This is a genomic window from Stenotrophomonas sp. 78350_Sma (assembly GCF_056482105.1).
The window spans coordinates 2187057-2201251 of sequence record NZ_CM151182.1 but is presented as its reverse complement, the minus strand read 5'-3'; the positions used below and the strand labels follow the sequence as shown (position 1 = coordinate 2201251).

The 14195-nt window shown below is 67.7% G+C and carries 13 protein-coding genes; 4 read left to right on the top strand and 9 right to left on the bottom strand.

What is annotated here, in order from left to right; all coding sequences use genetic code 11:
* Window positions 1-42: 42 nt before the first annotated feature.
* The 6 genes from recJ to ACZK4H_RS10260 form a co-directional block, all read right to left on the bottom strand.
* Window positions 43-1800, bottom strand: a complete 1758-nt coding sequence (gene recJ, locus ACZK4H_RS10285) for a single-stranded-DNA-specific exonuclease RecJ (RefSeq protein ID WP_099551675.1) — start codon at window positions 1798-1800, stop codon at window positions 43-45.
* A 175-nt stretch (window positions 1801-1975) separates the two neighbouring features.
* A complete protein-coding gene (locus tag ACZK4H_RS10280) occupies window positions 1976-2893 on the bottom strand; it encodes a phosphoglycerate mutase (RefSeq protein WP_099551674.1) in 918 nt (305 codons plus the stop codon).
* 4 nt (window positions 2894-2897) lie between these two features.
* On the bottom strand, window positions 2898-3362 hold the full coding sequence (gene greA, locus ACZK4H_RS10275) for a transcription elongation factor GreA (protein ID WP_026347191.1): 465 nt from the start codon (window positions 3360-3362) through the stop codon (window positions 2898-2900).
* Between the two features lie 8 nt (window positions 3363-3370).
* Window positions 3371-6613 carry a carbamoyl-phosphate synthase large subunit gene (carB, locus tag ACZK4H_RS10270; RefSeq protein ID WP_099551673.1) on the bottom strand — a complete coding sequence of 1081 codons (3243 nt, stop codon included), beginning with the start codon at window positions 6611-6613 and terminating at the stop codon, window positions 3371-3373.
* Window positions 6614-6764: 151 nt separating this feature from the next.
* Window positions 6765-7892 (bottom strand): glutamine-hydrolyzing carbamoyl-phosphate synthase small subunit, encoded by a 1128-nt coding sequence (gene carA / locus ACZK4H_RS10265; protein WP_099551672.1) that lies wholly within the window; start codon window positions 7890-7892, stop codon window positions 6765-6767.
* A 309-nt stretch (window positions 7893-8201) separates the two neighbouring features.
* Window positions 8202-8873, bottom strand: coding sequence for a 4-hydroxy-tetrahydrodipicolinate reductase (locus ACZK4H_RS10260; RefSeq protein WP_239503824.1), 672 nt, complete (start codon window positions 8871-8873; stop codon window positions 8202-8204).
* A 138-nt stretch (window positions 8874-9011) separates the two neighbouring features.
* Between ACZK4H_RS10260 and ACZK4H_RS10255 the strand changes: the two genes are divergently transcribed.
* The 3 genes from ACZK4H_RS10255 to ACZK4H_RS10245 are packed head-to-tail and all read left to right on the top strand — an operon-like array spanning window position 9012 to window position 10810.
* Window positions 9012-9773 (top strand): 3-oxoacyl-ACP reductase, encoded by a 762-nt coding sequence (locus tag ACZK4H_RS10255; protein WP_428843491.1) that lies wholly within the window; start codon window positions 9012-9014, stop codon window positions 9771-9773.
* A gap of 4 nt (window positions 9774-9777) precedes the next feature.
* Complete coding sequence (locus ACZK4H_RS10250; RefSeq protein ID WP_099551669.1) at window positions 9778-10173, top strand: MerR family transcriptional regulator; 396 nt, start codon at window positions 9778-9780, stop codon at window positions 10171-10173.
* Between the two features lie 55 nt (window positions 10174-10228).
* A complete protein-coding gene (locus ACZK4H_RS10245; protein ID WP_099551668.1) occupies window positions 10229-10810 on the top strand; it encodes an NAD(P)H-dependent oxidoreductase in 582 nt (193 codons plus the stop codon).
* A gap of 114 nt (window positions 10811-10924) precedes the next feature.
* Here ACZK4H_RS10245 and ACZK4H_RS10240 read toward each other — a convergent pair whose 3' ends face one another.
* Genes ACZK4H_RS10240 through ACZK4H_RS10230 form a run of 3 tightly spaced genes read right to left on the bottom strand, consistent with a single transcriptional unit; the run spans window position 10925 to window position 13286 of the window.
* A complete protein-coding gene (locus tag ACZK4H_RS10240; RefSeq protein ID WP_099551667.1) occupies window positions 10925-11170 on the bottom strand; it encodes a DUF6587 family protein in 246 nt (81 codons plus the stop codon).
* Entirely contained in the window at window positions 11170-13035 is a 1866-nt protein-coding gene (gene feoB, locus ACZK4H_RS10235) for a ferrous iron transporter B (RefSeq protein WP_099551666.1), read from the bottom strand. Before feoB ends, ACZK4H_RS10240 begins: the two co-directional genes overlap by 1 nt.
* Window positions 13032-13286 (bottom strand): FeoA family protein, encoded by a 255-nt coding sequence (locus ACZK4H_RS10230; RefSeq protein WP_005409473.1) that lies wholly within the window; start codon window positions 13284-13286, stop codon window positions 13032-13034. Before ACZK4H_RS10230 ends, feoB begins: the two co-directional genes overlap by 4 nt.
* 119 nt (window positions 13287-13405) lie before the next feature.
* Here ACZK4H_RS10230 and ACZK4H_RS10225 point away from each other — a divergent pair, with 119 nt between their 5' ends.
* Entirely contained in the window at window positions 13406-14194 is a 789-nt protein-coding gene (locus ACZK4H_RS10225; RefSeq protein WP_099551665.1) for an enoyl-CoA hydratase/isomerase family protein, read from the top strand.
* Window position 14195 lies beyond the last annotated feature (1 nt).

The following is a 14195-nucleotide window of genomic DNA, read 5'->3' as shown; positions in this document are numbered from 1 at the left end:
TTGTTTGCCATTTGCGACTTAATCCCCTCCGTCCCCTTTTCTTCAGGCGGGGAGGCTGTGCTCCACGATCAGCTGGATGGCGCTGCCGCCGCGATAGTCGTCGCAGGCGAGCCGATAGGCGAGATGCACATGGCGGCCCGGCGCGTTGCCGTGCCAGCCGCCGAAGTGGATCGCGTTGATCGTGCCGGGTACACCCGGCAGGCGCAGTTCCAGCTTCAGGTGGCGCTCCTTCAGCACACGCCAGTTGGCCACTTCGAAGTGACCGTCGAACAGCGGTTCGGGGAAGCCCTGGCCCCACGGTCCGGCCAGGCGCAACGCGTCGGCATGGCGATGATCCAGCTCGTCGGCGGCCAGTTCGCCGTCGCTGAGCACCTGCTGCCGCAGTGCCGCCGGGTCGAGCATTTCCAGTACCACGGCGACGAAGGCGGCCTTGAAGTCATCGACGTGATCGAGGCGCAGGCTGAGGCCGGCCGCCATGGCATGGCCACCGAAGCGTTCGATCAGTCCCGGGTGGCGTGCATCGACCAGCGCCAGTGCGTCACGGATGTGCAGGCCGGGAATCGAGCGCGCCGAGCCGCGCAGGGTGTCGGCACCCGGTTCAGCCGGGGCGAAGGCGATCACCGGGCGATGCAGGCGATCTTTCATCTTCGACGCGACCAGGCCGACCACGCCCGGGTGCCAGTCGGCATCGAACAGGCAGGCCGCCACCGGGCGCTGGCCGGCCATGTCCAGCACCACGCGGGTCAACGCCTGCTCGGCGTCGTCGGTCATCGACTGCTGCACGGCGCGGCGTTCCGAATTGATCTGTTCCAGCGTCTGCGCGATCTCGCGCGCCTGGCGCGGGTCTTCGGTCAGCAGCAGCGCGATGCCCAGTGCCATATCTTCCAGGCGGCCTGCTGCATTCAGGCGGGGGCCCAGGGCGAAGCCGATGTCGGTGGCGGTCAGTCGCGCGGCGTCACGGCCGCTGGCTTCGATCAGCGCACGCAGGCCGACACAACCTTGCCCTGCGCGCAGACGGCGCAGGCCCGCACTGACCAGCGCCCGATTGTTCGGATCCAGCGCCACCAGGTCGGCAACGGTGCCGACCGCCACCAGGTCCAGCAGCGTGGTCAGGTCCGGCCCCTTGCCATCGGCAAAGACACCGGCCTCGCGCATCTGCCGGCGCAACGCCATCAGCACGTAGAAGATCACGCCGACACCGGCCAGCGATTTGCTGGGGAAAGCATCGCCGTCCAGATTGGGATCGACGATGACATCGGCCGGCGGCAATTGCGGACCGGGAAGATGATGATCGGTGACCAGCACCTGCCAGCCACGCGCCTTGGCCGCAGTCACGCCGGCATGGCAGGCAATACCGTGGTCAACCGTGACCAGCAGGTCCGGCTTCAGCTCGGCCAGCTCCTCCACCAGTGACGGCGACAGGCCGTAGCCGTGCACCATGCGGTTCGGCACCGCGTGGAAGACATGCTGCGCGCCGAGCATGCGCAGGCCACGCACGCCGACCGCACACGCAGTGGCCCCATCGCAATCGAAGTCGCCAACCACCAGGATGCGCTTGTCGTTGGCGATGGCCTCGACCAGCAGGCCCACCGCATCGTCGATGCCGGTCAGCAGCTCGGGGGCGTGCAGATTGCCCAGCTTCGGCTGCGCCAACTCCGGTGTACCTGCGCCACGGCTGGCATAGAGACGCGCCAGCAACGGCAGCGTGCCCTCCGGCCAGCTGCCGGGCGCGACCGCATCGCGGCGGTGGATCGTCGGCGTATCAGAGGCGGGATGCACAGCATCGGCGGCAAGGGACATCGGCATCGCCGGTTACGAAAGACAGAGGGATGATACCGCGCGCGGGAGAGGCTGTCGGGATTGCGCCCGGCACCTGCGGTAGTGCCGGCCGCTGGCCGGCAACCCCGGCAAACATCGGGGTCAGAGCCGTTCTCCGATGGAAAACGGATCCGCCCCCGCTCGGCCGAGGCCCCGCTCAGTCGTGAAGCTGGCGCGGCTTCTTCCAGAACTGCCAGCGCTGGCCACGGTCCAGCTGGAACTGCAGGCCGTCCTCGAAATCCAGCACCAGCCGTTGCAGCTCGCCACGCTTCAGCGCGGCCAGCAGCGGACGGATCGCATCATTGCCGAGCTGCTGCAGGGAACGCAGCTGGCGCAGATCGACCAGTGCATCCACGGCCTGCTCGCCGTCCACGGCCACACCGGCAGCCAGGGCCAGGCCCTGCAGCAGCGCGTCGCGGCTGCGCACCTGTGCGTGCGGCGTACTGACCGACACCGGCATCACGCCACCACCCCAGAACCACAGTGAATTGATCGGCTGTTGTCCCTGCGCGGCGCGCTGCTGGTTCCAGGAATGATTGTGCAGCAGTACCTGCGCTTCGGTCATCAGCGCCCGCCAACGGCGGCCGCCCTCGCCTGCCGGCAGGTGCGAGAACAGGTCATCGCCCAGCACCTCGTCCGGACTGTCGAAGTCCGGCAGGGCCAGGTCGATCGGAAGCCGCAGGTACCAGCGCGAAGGGTCCGGTGCGTCGAGCACGAACCCGGCATCGGCGAACAACGGCTGCAGCACCGGCAGCAGGGCCAGGCAATCGGCCAGGGTCGGCCGCAGCGTTTCGCCGTAGGCCATCATCCGCGCGCCGTGCATGTCCGGCACCATGCAGGCCGGATCGGCACGCAGCCAGCACGCGCCGGCCGCATCGCCGACGTCACGCTGGCGGCTCAGTGCGGCCACCGGCCAGTGCGGCGCGGCGACCGTGAAATGGCGTTGCAGCTGTGCCCGCTCGCCGGCTTCGAACTGCGAGGCGTTGGCGCGGCCCAGGGCACGCGCCACGTCATCGGGCAGCGCAGCCGCGGCAAAGCGGCTGCGTGCAGGCAACAGCAGAGTCGCCGTTGCCACCGGGTCAGTCCACGTAGCTGACGCTGACGATCTCGTACTCGCGCTGGCCGGCCGGGGCGTCGATCACGATCGAATCGCCTTCCAGCTTGCCGATCATCGCGCGCGCCACCGGCGAGGAGATGGCGATCAGGCCCAGCTTGATGTCCGCCTCCAGGTCACCCACGATCTGGTACTTCTTCTCTTCGTCGGTTTCCACGTCGGCCAGCGTCACGCTGGCACCGAACACCACCTTGGAGCCGGCATTGAGCTTGCTCACGTCGATGATCTCGGCGTGCGACAGCTCGCCTTCCAGCTGCTTGATGCGGCCTTCGATGAAGCCCTGTTCCTCGCGCGCGGCGTGGTACTCGGCGTTCTCCTTCAGGTCGCCATGCTCACGCGCTTCGGCGATCGCGGCGATCACCTTCGGGCGCTTGACCGACTTCAGGTGATCCAGTTCGTCGCGCAGCTTCTGCGCGCCCTTCATCGTGATGGGGGCTCTCATGCATTCAACTCCTTGTGCAGCTCCTGCAGCGACCAGACGGGGCCGGTGCCGCGGAATTCCAGTGAATCCACCAGCGCCTTGGCGCCGGCAATGGTGGTCGAGTAGGTGACGCGGTGCTGCAGCGCCTCGCGACGGATCGAGAACGAGTCGTTGATCGCCGAACGACCTTCGGTCGTGTTGACGATGTAGACGATCTCGCCGTTCTTGATCGAGTCGACGATGTGCGGACGGCCTTCGACAACCTTGTTGATGATCTCGCAGTCCATGCCGTGCTGCTGCAGCCATGCGGCGGTGCCACGAGTGGCGACCAGGCTGTAGCCACGTGCCAGCAGCGCCTTGGCCACCGGCAGCACGCGCTTCTTGTCCGGGTCACGCACCGAAACGAAGGCCTTGCCGACCGGCGGCGCCTTGATGCCACCGGCTTCCTGCGCACGCGCGAAGGCGGCGTTGAAGGTGCGGCCCACGCCCATCACTTCACCGGTGGAGCGCATCTCCGGCCCGAGGATCGGGTCGACGCCCTGGAACTTGGCGAACGGGAAGATCGCTTCCTTCACCGAGTAGTAGTCCGGCACGATTTCCTTGGTCGCGCCCTGCTCGGCCAGGCTCTTGCCGGCCATGCAGCGGGCGGCGATCTTGGCCAGCGGCATGCCGGTGGCCTTGGACACGAACGGCACGGTGCGCGAGGCACGCGGGTTCACTTCCAGCAGGTAGATGGTGTCGGCACCTTCGTCGCTGGTCTGGATCGCGAACTGGGTGTTCATCAGGCCGACCACGTTCAGGGCCTTGGCCAGCTCCACCACCTGGCGGCGCAGTTCGGCCTGGGTTTCAGCCGACAACGAGTACGGCGGCAGCGAGCACGAGGAATCGCCCGAGTGCACGCCGGCTTCTTCGATGTGCTCCATCACGCCACCGATCAGGACGTTGCCATCCTTGTCGGCGATGATGTCGACGTCGCACTCGACGGCGTTGTCGAGGAAGCGGTCGAGCAGCACCGGCGAATCGTTGGACACCTTCACCGCGTCGCGCACGTAGCGGGCCAGGTCGGCTTCGCCGTAGACGATCTCCATCGCACGGCCGCCCAGCACGTAGCTCGGGCGCACCACCAGCGGGTAGCCGATCTCGCGGGCCAGCAGCAGGGCTTCCTGGTCGTTGCGGGCGATGCGGTTCGGCGGCTGCTTCAGGCCCAGCTTGTCGACCAGCTGCTGGAAGCGCTCGCGGTCTTCGGCCAGGTCGATCGAATCCGGGCTGGTACCGATCACCGGCACGCCATTGGCTTCCAGCGCGCGCGCCAGCTTCAGCGGGGTCTGGCCGCCGTACTGCACGATCACGCCCTTCGGCTGTTCCAGTTCGACGATTTCCAGCACGTCTTCCAGGGTCAGCGGTTCGAAGTACAGGCGGTCGGAGGTGTCGTAGTCGGTCGACACGGTTTCCGGGTTGCAGTTGACCATGATGGTTTCATAGCCATCCTCGCGCAGCGCCAGTGCCGCGTGCACGCAGCAGTAGTCGAACTCGATGCCCTGGCCGATGCGGTTCGGACCACCGCCCAGGATCATGATCTTGTCGCGGTTGCTCGGCGCGGCCTCGCACTCGTCCTCGTAGGTCGAGTACAGGTAGGCGGTACCGGTGGAGAATTCACCGGCACAGGAGTCCACGCGCTTGTAGACCGGACGCACCTTGTGCGCACGGCGCAGCGCGCGGATGGCGGCTTCGTTGGTGCCGGTCAGCTGCGCCAGGCGCGCGTCGGAGAAGCCAGCGCGCTTCAGCTTGCGCAGGCGCGCAGCGTCCAGCGCGTCGATGCCACCGGCAGCGACGTCAGCTTCGGCAGCAATGATTTCCTCGATCTGGTCCAGGAACCAATGATCGATGAACGACAGCGCGTAGATCTCTTCCACGCTCATGCCGGCGCGGAATGCATCGGCGACGAAGAACAGGCGCTCCGGGCCCGGTGCCTTCAGCTCGCGGCGCAGGGTCTGCAGGTCTTCCTCGTTGGCCAGGTCCAGGCCGGTCGGGTCGAAGCCGACCTTGCCGGTTTCCAGGCCACGCAGGGCCTTCTGCACCGACTCCTGGAAGGTGCGGCCCATCGCCATCACCTCACCCACCGACTTCATCTGGGTGGTCAGGCGCGCGTCGGCGGCCGGGAACTTCTCGAAGGCGAAGCGCGGGATCTTGGTGACGACGTAGTCGATGGACGGTTCGAACGAGGCCGGGGTCAGGCCGCCGGTGATCTCGTTCTTCAGTTCGTCCAGGGTGTAGCCGACGGCCAGCTTGGCAGCGACCTTGGCGATCGGGAAGCCGGTGGCCTTGGAGGCCAGCGCCGAGGAACGCGACACGCGCGGGTTCATCTCGATGACGACCACGCGGCCGGTCTTCGGATTGATGCCGAACTGCACGTTCGAGCCACCGGTATCCACGCCGATCTTGCGCAGCACGGCGATGGAGGCATCGCGCAGGCGCTGGTATTCCTTGTCGGTCAGGGTCTGCGCCGGCGCCACGGTGATCGAGTCACCGGTGTGCACGCCCATCGGGTCCAGGTTTTCGATCGAGCAGACGATGATGCAGTTGTCCGCGGTATCGCGGACCACCTCCATCTCGAACTCCTTCCAGCCCAGCACCGACTCTTCCACCAGCACTTCGGTGGTCGGCGACAGTTCCAGGCCGCGGCTGACGATCTCGACCAGCTCTTCGCGGTTGTAGGCAATGCCACCGCCGCTGCCGCCCAGGGTGAAGCTGGGGCGGATGATGGTCGGGTAGCCGACGCGGGTCTGGATCTCCAGCGCTTCGTCCAGGGTGTGGGCGACGGCGGCGGTCGGGCATTCCAGGCCGATCTCACCCATGGCCACGCGGAACAGCTCGCGGTCTTCGGCCATGCGGATCGCTTCGCGCTTGGCGCCGATCAGCTCGACGTTGTACTTCTCCAGCACGCCGTTGTCGGCCAGGTCCAGCGCGCAGTTCAGCGCGGTCTGGCCACCCATGGTCGGCAGCAGTGCATCGGGCTTTTCCTTGGCGATGATCTTCTCGACCGTCTGCCAGTTGATCGGCTCGATGTAGACGGCGTCGGCCATCTCCGGGTCGGTCATGATCGTGGCCGGGTTGCTGTTGACCAGCACCACGCGGTAACCCTCGTCACGCAGGGCCTTGCAGGCCTGGGCGCCGGAGTAGTCGAACTCGCAGGCCTGGCCGATGACGATCGGGCCAGCACCGATGATGAGGATGGTCTTGAGGTCAGTGCGCTTGGGCATTTTCTTCTCTAAGTCAGTACAGCGTGACAAGGGGGAGTGATCGCACGCTGTCGATCAGGAATCTTGATCCGCAGCGCCGCGCCAGGGGCAGCAGCGATGCGGGGGCTTACGGTCCATCGCGACGCCACCGGGGGGGCCGGCGGCGTACTGATCACGCCTTGGCCTGCTCCATCAGCACCACGAAGCGGTCGAACAGCGGACCGACATCGGTCGGGCCCGGCGACGCTTCCGGATGGCCCTGGAACGAGAACGCCGGCACGTCGGTGCGGGCAACACCCTGGTTGGTACCATCGAACAGCGAGCGGTGGGTCACGCGCAGGGTCGGCGGCAGGGTCGCTTCATCGATCGCGAAGCCGTGGTTCTGCGAGGTGATCATCACCCGGCCGCTGTCCAGGTCCTGCACCGGGTGGTTGGCACCGTGGTGGCCGTGGCCCATCTTCATGGTCTGCGCGCCCGAGGCCAGGCCCAGCAGCTGGTGGCCCAGGCAGATGCCGAAGGTCGGGATCTTCACGTCGATGAAGGTCTTGATCGCTTCGATGGCGTAGTCGCAGGGTTCCGGGTCACCCGGACCGTTGGACAGGAACACGCCGTCCGGCTTCAGCGCCAGCACGTCGGCGGCCGGGGTCTGTGCCGGTACCACGGTCACTTCGCAGCCGCGCTCGGCCAGCATGCGCAGGATGTTGGTCTTCACGCCGAAGTCGTAGGCCACGACCTTGAACCTGGCCGGCACGCTGACGAAGGCATTGGCATCCAGGTCCAGCTGGCCCTCGGTCCAGGTGTAGGTCTTCTCGGTAGTGACGACCTTGGCCAGATCCATGCCCTTCAGCCCCGGGAACTTGCGGGCGGCTTCCAGTGCCTTTTCCACGTCGATGTCGCCGGCCATCAGCGCACCGTTCTGCGCGCCCTTCTCGCGCAGGATGCGGGTCAGCTTGCGGGTGTCGATGCCGGCGATGGCGACCACGCCACGCTGGATCAGCCAGTCCTGCAGCGACACCTGGCTGCGCCAGTTGCTGGGGCGGCGGGGAACATCGCGCACGATCAGGCCGGCCGACCACACCTTGGACGCTTCATTGTCCTGGTCGGTCATGCCGGTGTTACCGATATGCGGATAGGTCAGCGTGACCATCTGCCGGGCGTAGGACGGGTCGGTCAGCACTTCCTGGTAGCCGGTCATGGCGGTGTTGAACACCACCTCACCGACGGACAGGCCGGGCGCGCCTACGGATTCGCCCTCGAATACGGTGCCGTCTTCGAGGACGAGGATTGCGGCTTGGGTCACGGGAATCTCACTTTGGCTACCGAGGGGGCTGCCGAAGTCACGCCTGCGCTTCACGGAAATCCGGTTGCAAAAAAGCGCGGACGTACGGTCTGGGACCGGTCCGGCTTTCGTGATTCGGCGAGTGCGAATTGTAGCGCTGCCGGGGCGCTCGCGCCAGCGGTTATCGCTGTTCATGAACAGGCGATTGCGCGTTCATTTCAATCCGGCGGCGTATGCGGGGTCCGCCGCCCGGTAGTGCCGGCCGCTGGCCGGCAATTCCCTTGCCGTCGGGCTTCACGAGGTTGCCGGCCAGCGGCCGGCACGACCGACTTACTGCAGCAGGTCCCTTACCCGGTAGCTGCCCGCCGCCCGGCCCTGCAGCTGGCGGGCGGCGAACAGGGCGCCGCGGGCGAAGATGTCGCGGTTGGTGGCGCGGTGCACCAGCTCGATGCGCTCGCCCAGCCCGGTGAACTGCACCAGGTGCTCGCCCACGATGTCACCGGCACGCAGGCTGGCGTAATGCGGCTCCGCCCCGCCCCGCTGCGCGGCCGTGCCCAGGGTCAGCGCGGTGCCCGATGGCGCGTCCTTCTTCTGGGTGTGGTGCGATTCGACGATGTCGCAGTCCCAGCCGGCCAGCGCCTGCGCCGCACGCTCCACCAGTTCGTCCAGTACCGCCACGCCCAGGCTGAAGTTCGATGCCCAGACCAGCGGGATCTTCGCCGCCGCGGCCTCCAGCGCCTGGCGCTGCGTGCTGGAGATACCGGTGGTGCCCGACACCAGCCCTGCCCCGCGCTCCACGCACAACGCCAGCATCGGGTCGAAACCCTCCGGCAGGCTGAAGTCGATCGCCACATCGAACACCGGCGCGCCGGGCAGTTCGCTGGCGCCGAAGAACGGCACACCGTCAACCACGCGCTGCGCCGGCGCACGGCCGGTTACCGCAGCCACGATCTGCAGGGTTTCGGGTTGTTCGGCGGCCAGCCGCAGCAGGGCCTGGCCCATGCGCCCGGAGGCACCGTGAATGAGCAATCGCAGGGGAGTCTGGTTCATGCCTGCAGGCTAGCGGCAGCACGCCCGCTCCGGCAAGCGTCATCGCTGCTACGCTGCATGCCCTTTCATGCAATGGATGGCAGCTCCCTCATGCAGATCAGCGAACAGCTGGTGCTGGTCACCGGTGCCGGCCGCGGCCTTGGCCAGCACATCGCCCGCGCGTTCGCTGCGCAGGGCGCGCGCGTCATCGTCAACTATCACCGCAGCGAAGCCGCCGCACGTACTCTGGCTGCCGAGCTGGGCGGGCAGGCGATCGCGCTGCCGGCCGACGTCACCGACCGCGCTCAGGTCGATGCGATGCTGCAGCACGCTCTGGCCCACTTCGGCCAAGGTGTCACCACCGTGGTCAACAACGCGCTGGCCGCTTTCTCGTTCAATGGCGATGCCCGCGACGGCGCCGCGGATATCGGCTGGCCGGCCTTCCAGGCGCAGTTCGAGGGCAGCGTGCGCGGCGCGCTGAACACCGTGCAGGCCGCCCTGCCCGGCATGCAGGCGCGTCGCTTCGGCCGCGTGATCAACATCGGCACCAACCTGTTCCAGAATCCGGTGGTGCCCTACCACGACTACACCGCCGCCAAGGCCGCACTGCTGTCGCTGACCCGCACCCTGGCCGGCGACCTGGGCCCGCATGGCATCACCGTGAACATGCTGTCCGGTGGCCTGCTGCGCACCACCGATGCCAGTGCCGCCACGCCGGAAGCAGTATTCGACTACATCGCTGCCAACACCCCGCTGCGCAGCGTCACCACGCCGGCCGAGTTCGCCGATGCCGCGCTGTTCTTCGCCAGTCCCTGGTCGCGCGCGGTAACCGGCCAGAACCTGGTGGTCGATGGCGGGCTGGTGCGGGACTGAGCCGATGCGCATCTCCGAGGTCAGCCGCCTGACCGGTGCCAGCGCCAAGGCCATCCGCCTGTACGAGGCGCGTGGACTGCTGCCGCCGGTGCCACGCCTGAACCGCTATCGCGACTACAGCGAACAGGACGTGGCCTGGGTGCAGCTGATCCGGCAGGCACTGGGGCTGGGCATCACCCTGGCCGCGATCTCGCGCCTGCAGGGCCGTGATGGTCGGCTCGACTGGCCAGCGGTGCTGGCCTTGCTGGAGCAGCAGCGCAGCCGCATTGCCAGCGAGCGGGTGCGGCTGGCACAGGTCGAGCGCGACCTGCAGCAGGTCAGCGACGAACTGCAGCTGTGGCTGCACTCCGGCAGCGGCGACTGCATCCTGGAACCCAGCGGCTGCACCACCCCGGTTTGACTCTGCCCCTGGGACAGACCCCAACCTCGCGCACTTTCCATTGCCCGAGGTTGCCGTGTCCCGTTCCATCCTGATCCTGCTCGGCCATCCTGACCGTGACAGCCTGTGCGGCGCCCTCGCCCAGCGCTATGCCACGGCCGCCGAGAACGCCGGCCACCGGGTGCGCCTGATCGCATTGGGTGAACTCGAGTTCGATCCGGTGCTGCGCCATGGCTATCGCCAGATCCAGCCACTGGAAGCCGACCTGCAGGACGCCGCCGATGCGATCGAGGCCTGCGATCATCTGGTGCTGGTCTACCCCACCTGGTGGGGCGCGATGCCGGCGCTGCTGAAGGGCTTCTTCGACCGCGTGCTGCTGCCGGGGTACGCCTTCCGCTACCGGCGCGACTCAGTGTGGTGGGACCGGTTGCTGGCCGGGCGCAGCGCACGGGTGATCACCACGCTGGATACACCCCCCTGGTACTACCGCTGGATCTACCGCGACCCGGGCATCACCCAGATCCGCGCCACCCTCCTGGAGTTCTGCGGCATCCGCCCGGTGCGCGTCAGCCGCCTCGGCGCGGTACGCAGCAGTACTCCGGCACAACGCAGCACGTGGCTGGCGCTGGCGGCAGAGCTCGGATCACGGGCCACGTAGTTCCACGCCCTATGCCACGGTCCAGTAGATCCACGCCATGCGTGGATGGGCCTCGAAAGCGTGCGAACCATGGTTCGCACCCACCAGGCGACGGCAGTCGAGCACGGCTCGACGCTATTTTTTCGTTGGCCCGCAGCTGTCGCAGCCACCACAGGCACCACCACTCCCGCTCGCCGGCGGCGCGACCTTCCGCCCCAGCGCCTGCAGCCAGGCAGCACGGTCCGGCTTCAGCAGGGCCAGCGCCAGCGCCCCGCGCAGCTTGCGCACGGTGCCGGGGAACTGCTTCTTCAGCACCACCCAGGCACTGACCAGCACGGCCACCGCGATGATCAGGTACTGGATCAGCAGGCCGGTATCCATCAGCCGCCTCCCAGCGCCTTGGTCACCTGGTAGGTGATCAGTGCGGCCACGTAAGCTGCGGCAAACAGGTAGAACGCGGCGAAGCCCATCTGCTTCCACGAGTTGGTCTCGCGCTTGATGGTGGCCAGCGTCGAGATGCACATCGGGGCGTAGATGTACCAGACCAGCAGCGACAGCGCGGTGGCCAGCGACCAGCCATCGCTGATCAGCGGGGTCAGTGCCTGGCTGGCGGCATCGTCATCGGCCGCGGACAGTGCGTACACCGTGGCCAGAGAAGCCACCGCCACTTCACGCGCGGCCAGGCCCGGGATCAGCGCGATGCAGATCTGCCAGTTGAAGCCCAGCGGCGCAAAGAACACGGCCATCGCATGGCCGATCTGGCCGGCGTAGCTGTAGTCGATGGCCGGCATCGTGGCGCCGGCCGGTGCCGCCGGGAACGACAGCAGCACCCACAACAGGATGGTCAGCGCCAGGATGATGCCGCCGACGCGCTTGAGGAAGATCATGCCGCGCTCGTACAGGCCGACCGCCAAGTCGCGCACGTGCGGCAGGCGGTACGAGGGCAGCTCCAGCATCAGCGGATGCTCGCTCTTGTCGCGGCGCCACTTCTTCATGATCCACGACATCGCCAGCGCGCTGAGGATGCCGGCCGCGTACAGGCCGAACAGCACCAGGCCCTGCTGGTTGAACACGCCCCACACCGTCTTCTGCGGGATGAACGCACCGATCAGCAGCGCGTACACCGGCAGGCGTGCGGAACAGGTCATCAGTGGCGCCACCAGGATCGTGGCCAGGCGGTCACGCGGGTCCTGGATGCTGCGGGTGGACATGATGCCCGGCACCGCACAGGCGAAGCTGGACAGCAGCGGGATGAACGAGCGGCCGGACAGGCCGGCGGCGGCCATCATGCGGTCGAGCAGGAACGCCGCACGCGGCAGGTAGCCGGATTCCTCCAGCACCAGGATGAAGAAGAACAGGATCAGGATCTGCGGCAGGAACACCACCACGCCACCGACACCGGCGATGATGCCGTCGGTCAGCAGGCTGGCCAGCGGCCCTTCCGGCAGCACGCTGCCGACGAAGGCGCCGAGCCAGGCGAAACCGGCCTCGATGCCGTCCATCAGCGGCGTGGCCCAGGCGTACACCGCCTGGAAGATCAGGAACATCACCACGGCCAGGCTGATCAGGCCGAACACCGGGTGCAGCAGCCAGCGGTCCAGCGCATCGTCGACCTTCGCGGTCCGCGCCGGCATGCGCACGGCCACCGACAGGATCTCGCGCACCTTGGCGTGGTAGTCGATGCCACCTTCCGGGCCCGGCACCGGCGCATCCAGGTGCGGCACCATCGCATCGAGGCGCTCGACCAGGGCCTTGGCGCCCTGCTTGCGCACCGCCACGGTCTCCACCACCGGCACGCCCAGCTCGCGCTCCAGCGCGGCCACGTCCACCTGGATGCCACGGCGCTGGGCGGCATCGACCATGTTCAGGGCCACCACCATCGGCTTGCCCAGCTCGCGCAGTTCCAGCGCGAAACGCAGGTGCAGGCGCAGGTTGGTGGCGTCGATCACGCACAGCAGCACGTCCGGTGCGGCTTCGCCCGGGTAGAAACCCCGGCACAGGTCGCGGGTGATCGCCTCGTCCAGGCTGGCCGGGTGCAGGCTGTAGGCGCCCGGCAGGTCCAGCACCGCGAATTCACGGCCGGACGGCGCACGCAGGCGGCCTTCCTTCCGTTCGACAGTGACGCCGGTGTAATTGGCAACCTTCTGCCGGCTGCCGGTCAGCTGGTTGAACAGTGCGGTCTTGCCGCTGTTGGGGTTGCCGACCAGCGCAACGCGCAGGGGGGCGGTAGTGGCAGTGGCGGTCATGCGCGTCGTTCCTGGCTGGCGGCGTCGACCACGACCCGCTTGGCTTCACTGATCCGCAGCGCGAAACGGGTGAACCCGACCTGCACCAGCAGCGGTTCGCCCCCCACCGGACCCTTGGCCACCAGGCGTACTTCCTCGCCCTTCACGAAACCCAGCTCGCGCAGGCGACGGGCGATGGCATCGTTGGCATGCAGGTCCTGCACGGACTCGACCACGGCCGAGGTGTGCAGCGGCAGTTCGGACAGCGTCATCTAGCGTGTTCTCTGCTGGATGTAAATGGTTCTCGATTCTAACATTCCCGCGTCGCGTCATGGCCCATGACCAATGGCCCGCTATGATCCATACAGGTATGGAGTGACCCTGGAATCCCATGAACGATGCTTTGCAGATCGAGCGCAGCGGCGCCGTCCTCACCCTCTGGCTGAACCGGCCGGAGCTGCACAACGCCTTTGACGCCGGGCTGATCGCCCGGCTGACCGCCGCACTGGAGGCCGCCGGCCACGATGCTTCGGTGCGCGCGGTGGTACTGGCCGGCCACGGCGCCTCCTTCTCGGCCGGTGCCGACATGCAGTGGATGCGCGGCATGGCTGCGGCCAGCGAGGCCGACAACCGCGAAGACTCACTGGCACTGGCGCGGCTGATGCGCACCCTGGACGAGCTGCCCAAGCCGACCCTTGCCCGGGTCCACGGCGCGGCCTTCGGTGGCGGCGTCGGCCTGGTCGCCTGTTGCGACATTGCCATTGCCAGCACCTCGGCCCGTTTCGGCCTGACCGAAAGCCGCCTGGGCCTGCTGCCGGCGGTGATCTCGCCCTATGTCATCGAGGCCATCGGCCCGCGCCAGGCCCGTCGCTGGTTCGCCACCGGCGAGCACTTCGACGGCGAGACCGCGCTGCGCATCGGCCTGGTCCACCAGCTGGTCGAGCCCGAGCGCCTGGACGAGGCGGTGCAACGCCAGCTGGCATTGCTCGACAAGGCCGGTCCGATCGCCTCCTCCAGCGCCAAGCAGCTGGTGCGGCAGGTGCGTGACAGCCATGACCGTGACGCCCTGGATCGCGATAATGCCGCCCTGATCGCGCGCCTGCGGGTGTCCGCCGAGGGCCAGGAAGGCCTGGGCGCCTTCCTCGACAAGCGCGCCCCCCATTGGGTCACGGAAGCCTGAA

Coding starts and splice junctions, on each gene's coding strand:
- recJ (WP_099551675.1), bottom strand. CDS start 1,800: ATGTCCCTTGCCGCCGATGCTGTGCATCCCGCCTCTGATACGCCGACG.
- carB (WP_099551673.1), bottom strand. CDS start 6,613: ATGCCCAAGCGCACTGACCTCAAGACCATCCTCATCATCGGTGCTGGC.
- ACZK4H_RS10260 (WP_239503824.1), bottom strand. CDS start 8,873: ATGGGCCAGGCCCTGCTGCGGCTGGCCGCCGAACAACCCGAAACCCTG.
- ACZK4H_RS10255 (WP_428843491.1), top strand. CDS start 9,012: ATGCAGATCAGCGAACAGCTGGTGCTGGTCACCGGTGCCGGCCGCGGC.
- ACZK4H_RS10250 (WP_099551669.1), top strand. CDS start 9,778: ATGCGCATCTCCGAGGTCAGCCGCCTGACCGGTGCCAGCGCCAAGGCC.
- ACZK4H_RS10240 (WP_099551667.1), bottom strand. CDS start 11,170: ATGGATACCGGCCTGCTGATCCAGTACCTGATCATCGCGGTGGCCGTG.
- feoB (WP_099551666.1), bottom strand. CDS start 13,035: ATGACCGCCACTGCCACTACCGCCCCCCTGCGCGTTGCGCTGGTCGGC.
- ACZK4H_RS10230 (WP_005409473.1), bottom strand. CDS start 13,286: ATGACGCTGTCCGAACTGCCGCTGCACACCTCGGCCGTGGTCGAGTCC.
- ACZK4H_RS10225 (WP_099551665.1), top strand. CDS start 13,406: ATGAACGATGCTTTGCAGATCGAGCGCAGCGGCGCCGTCCTCACCCTC.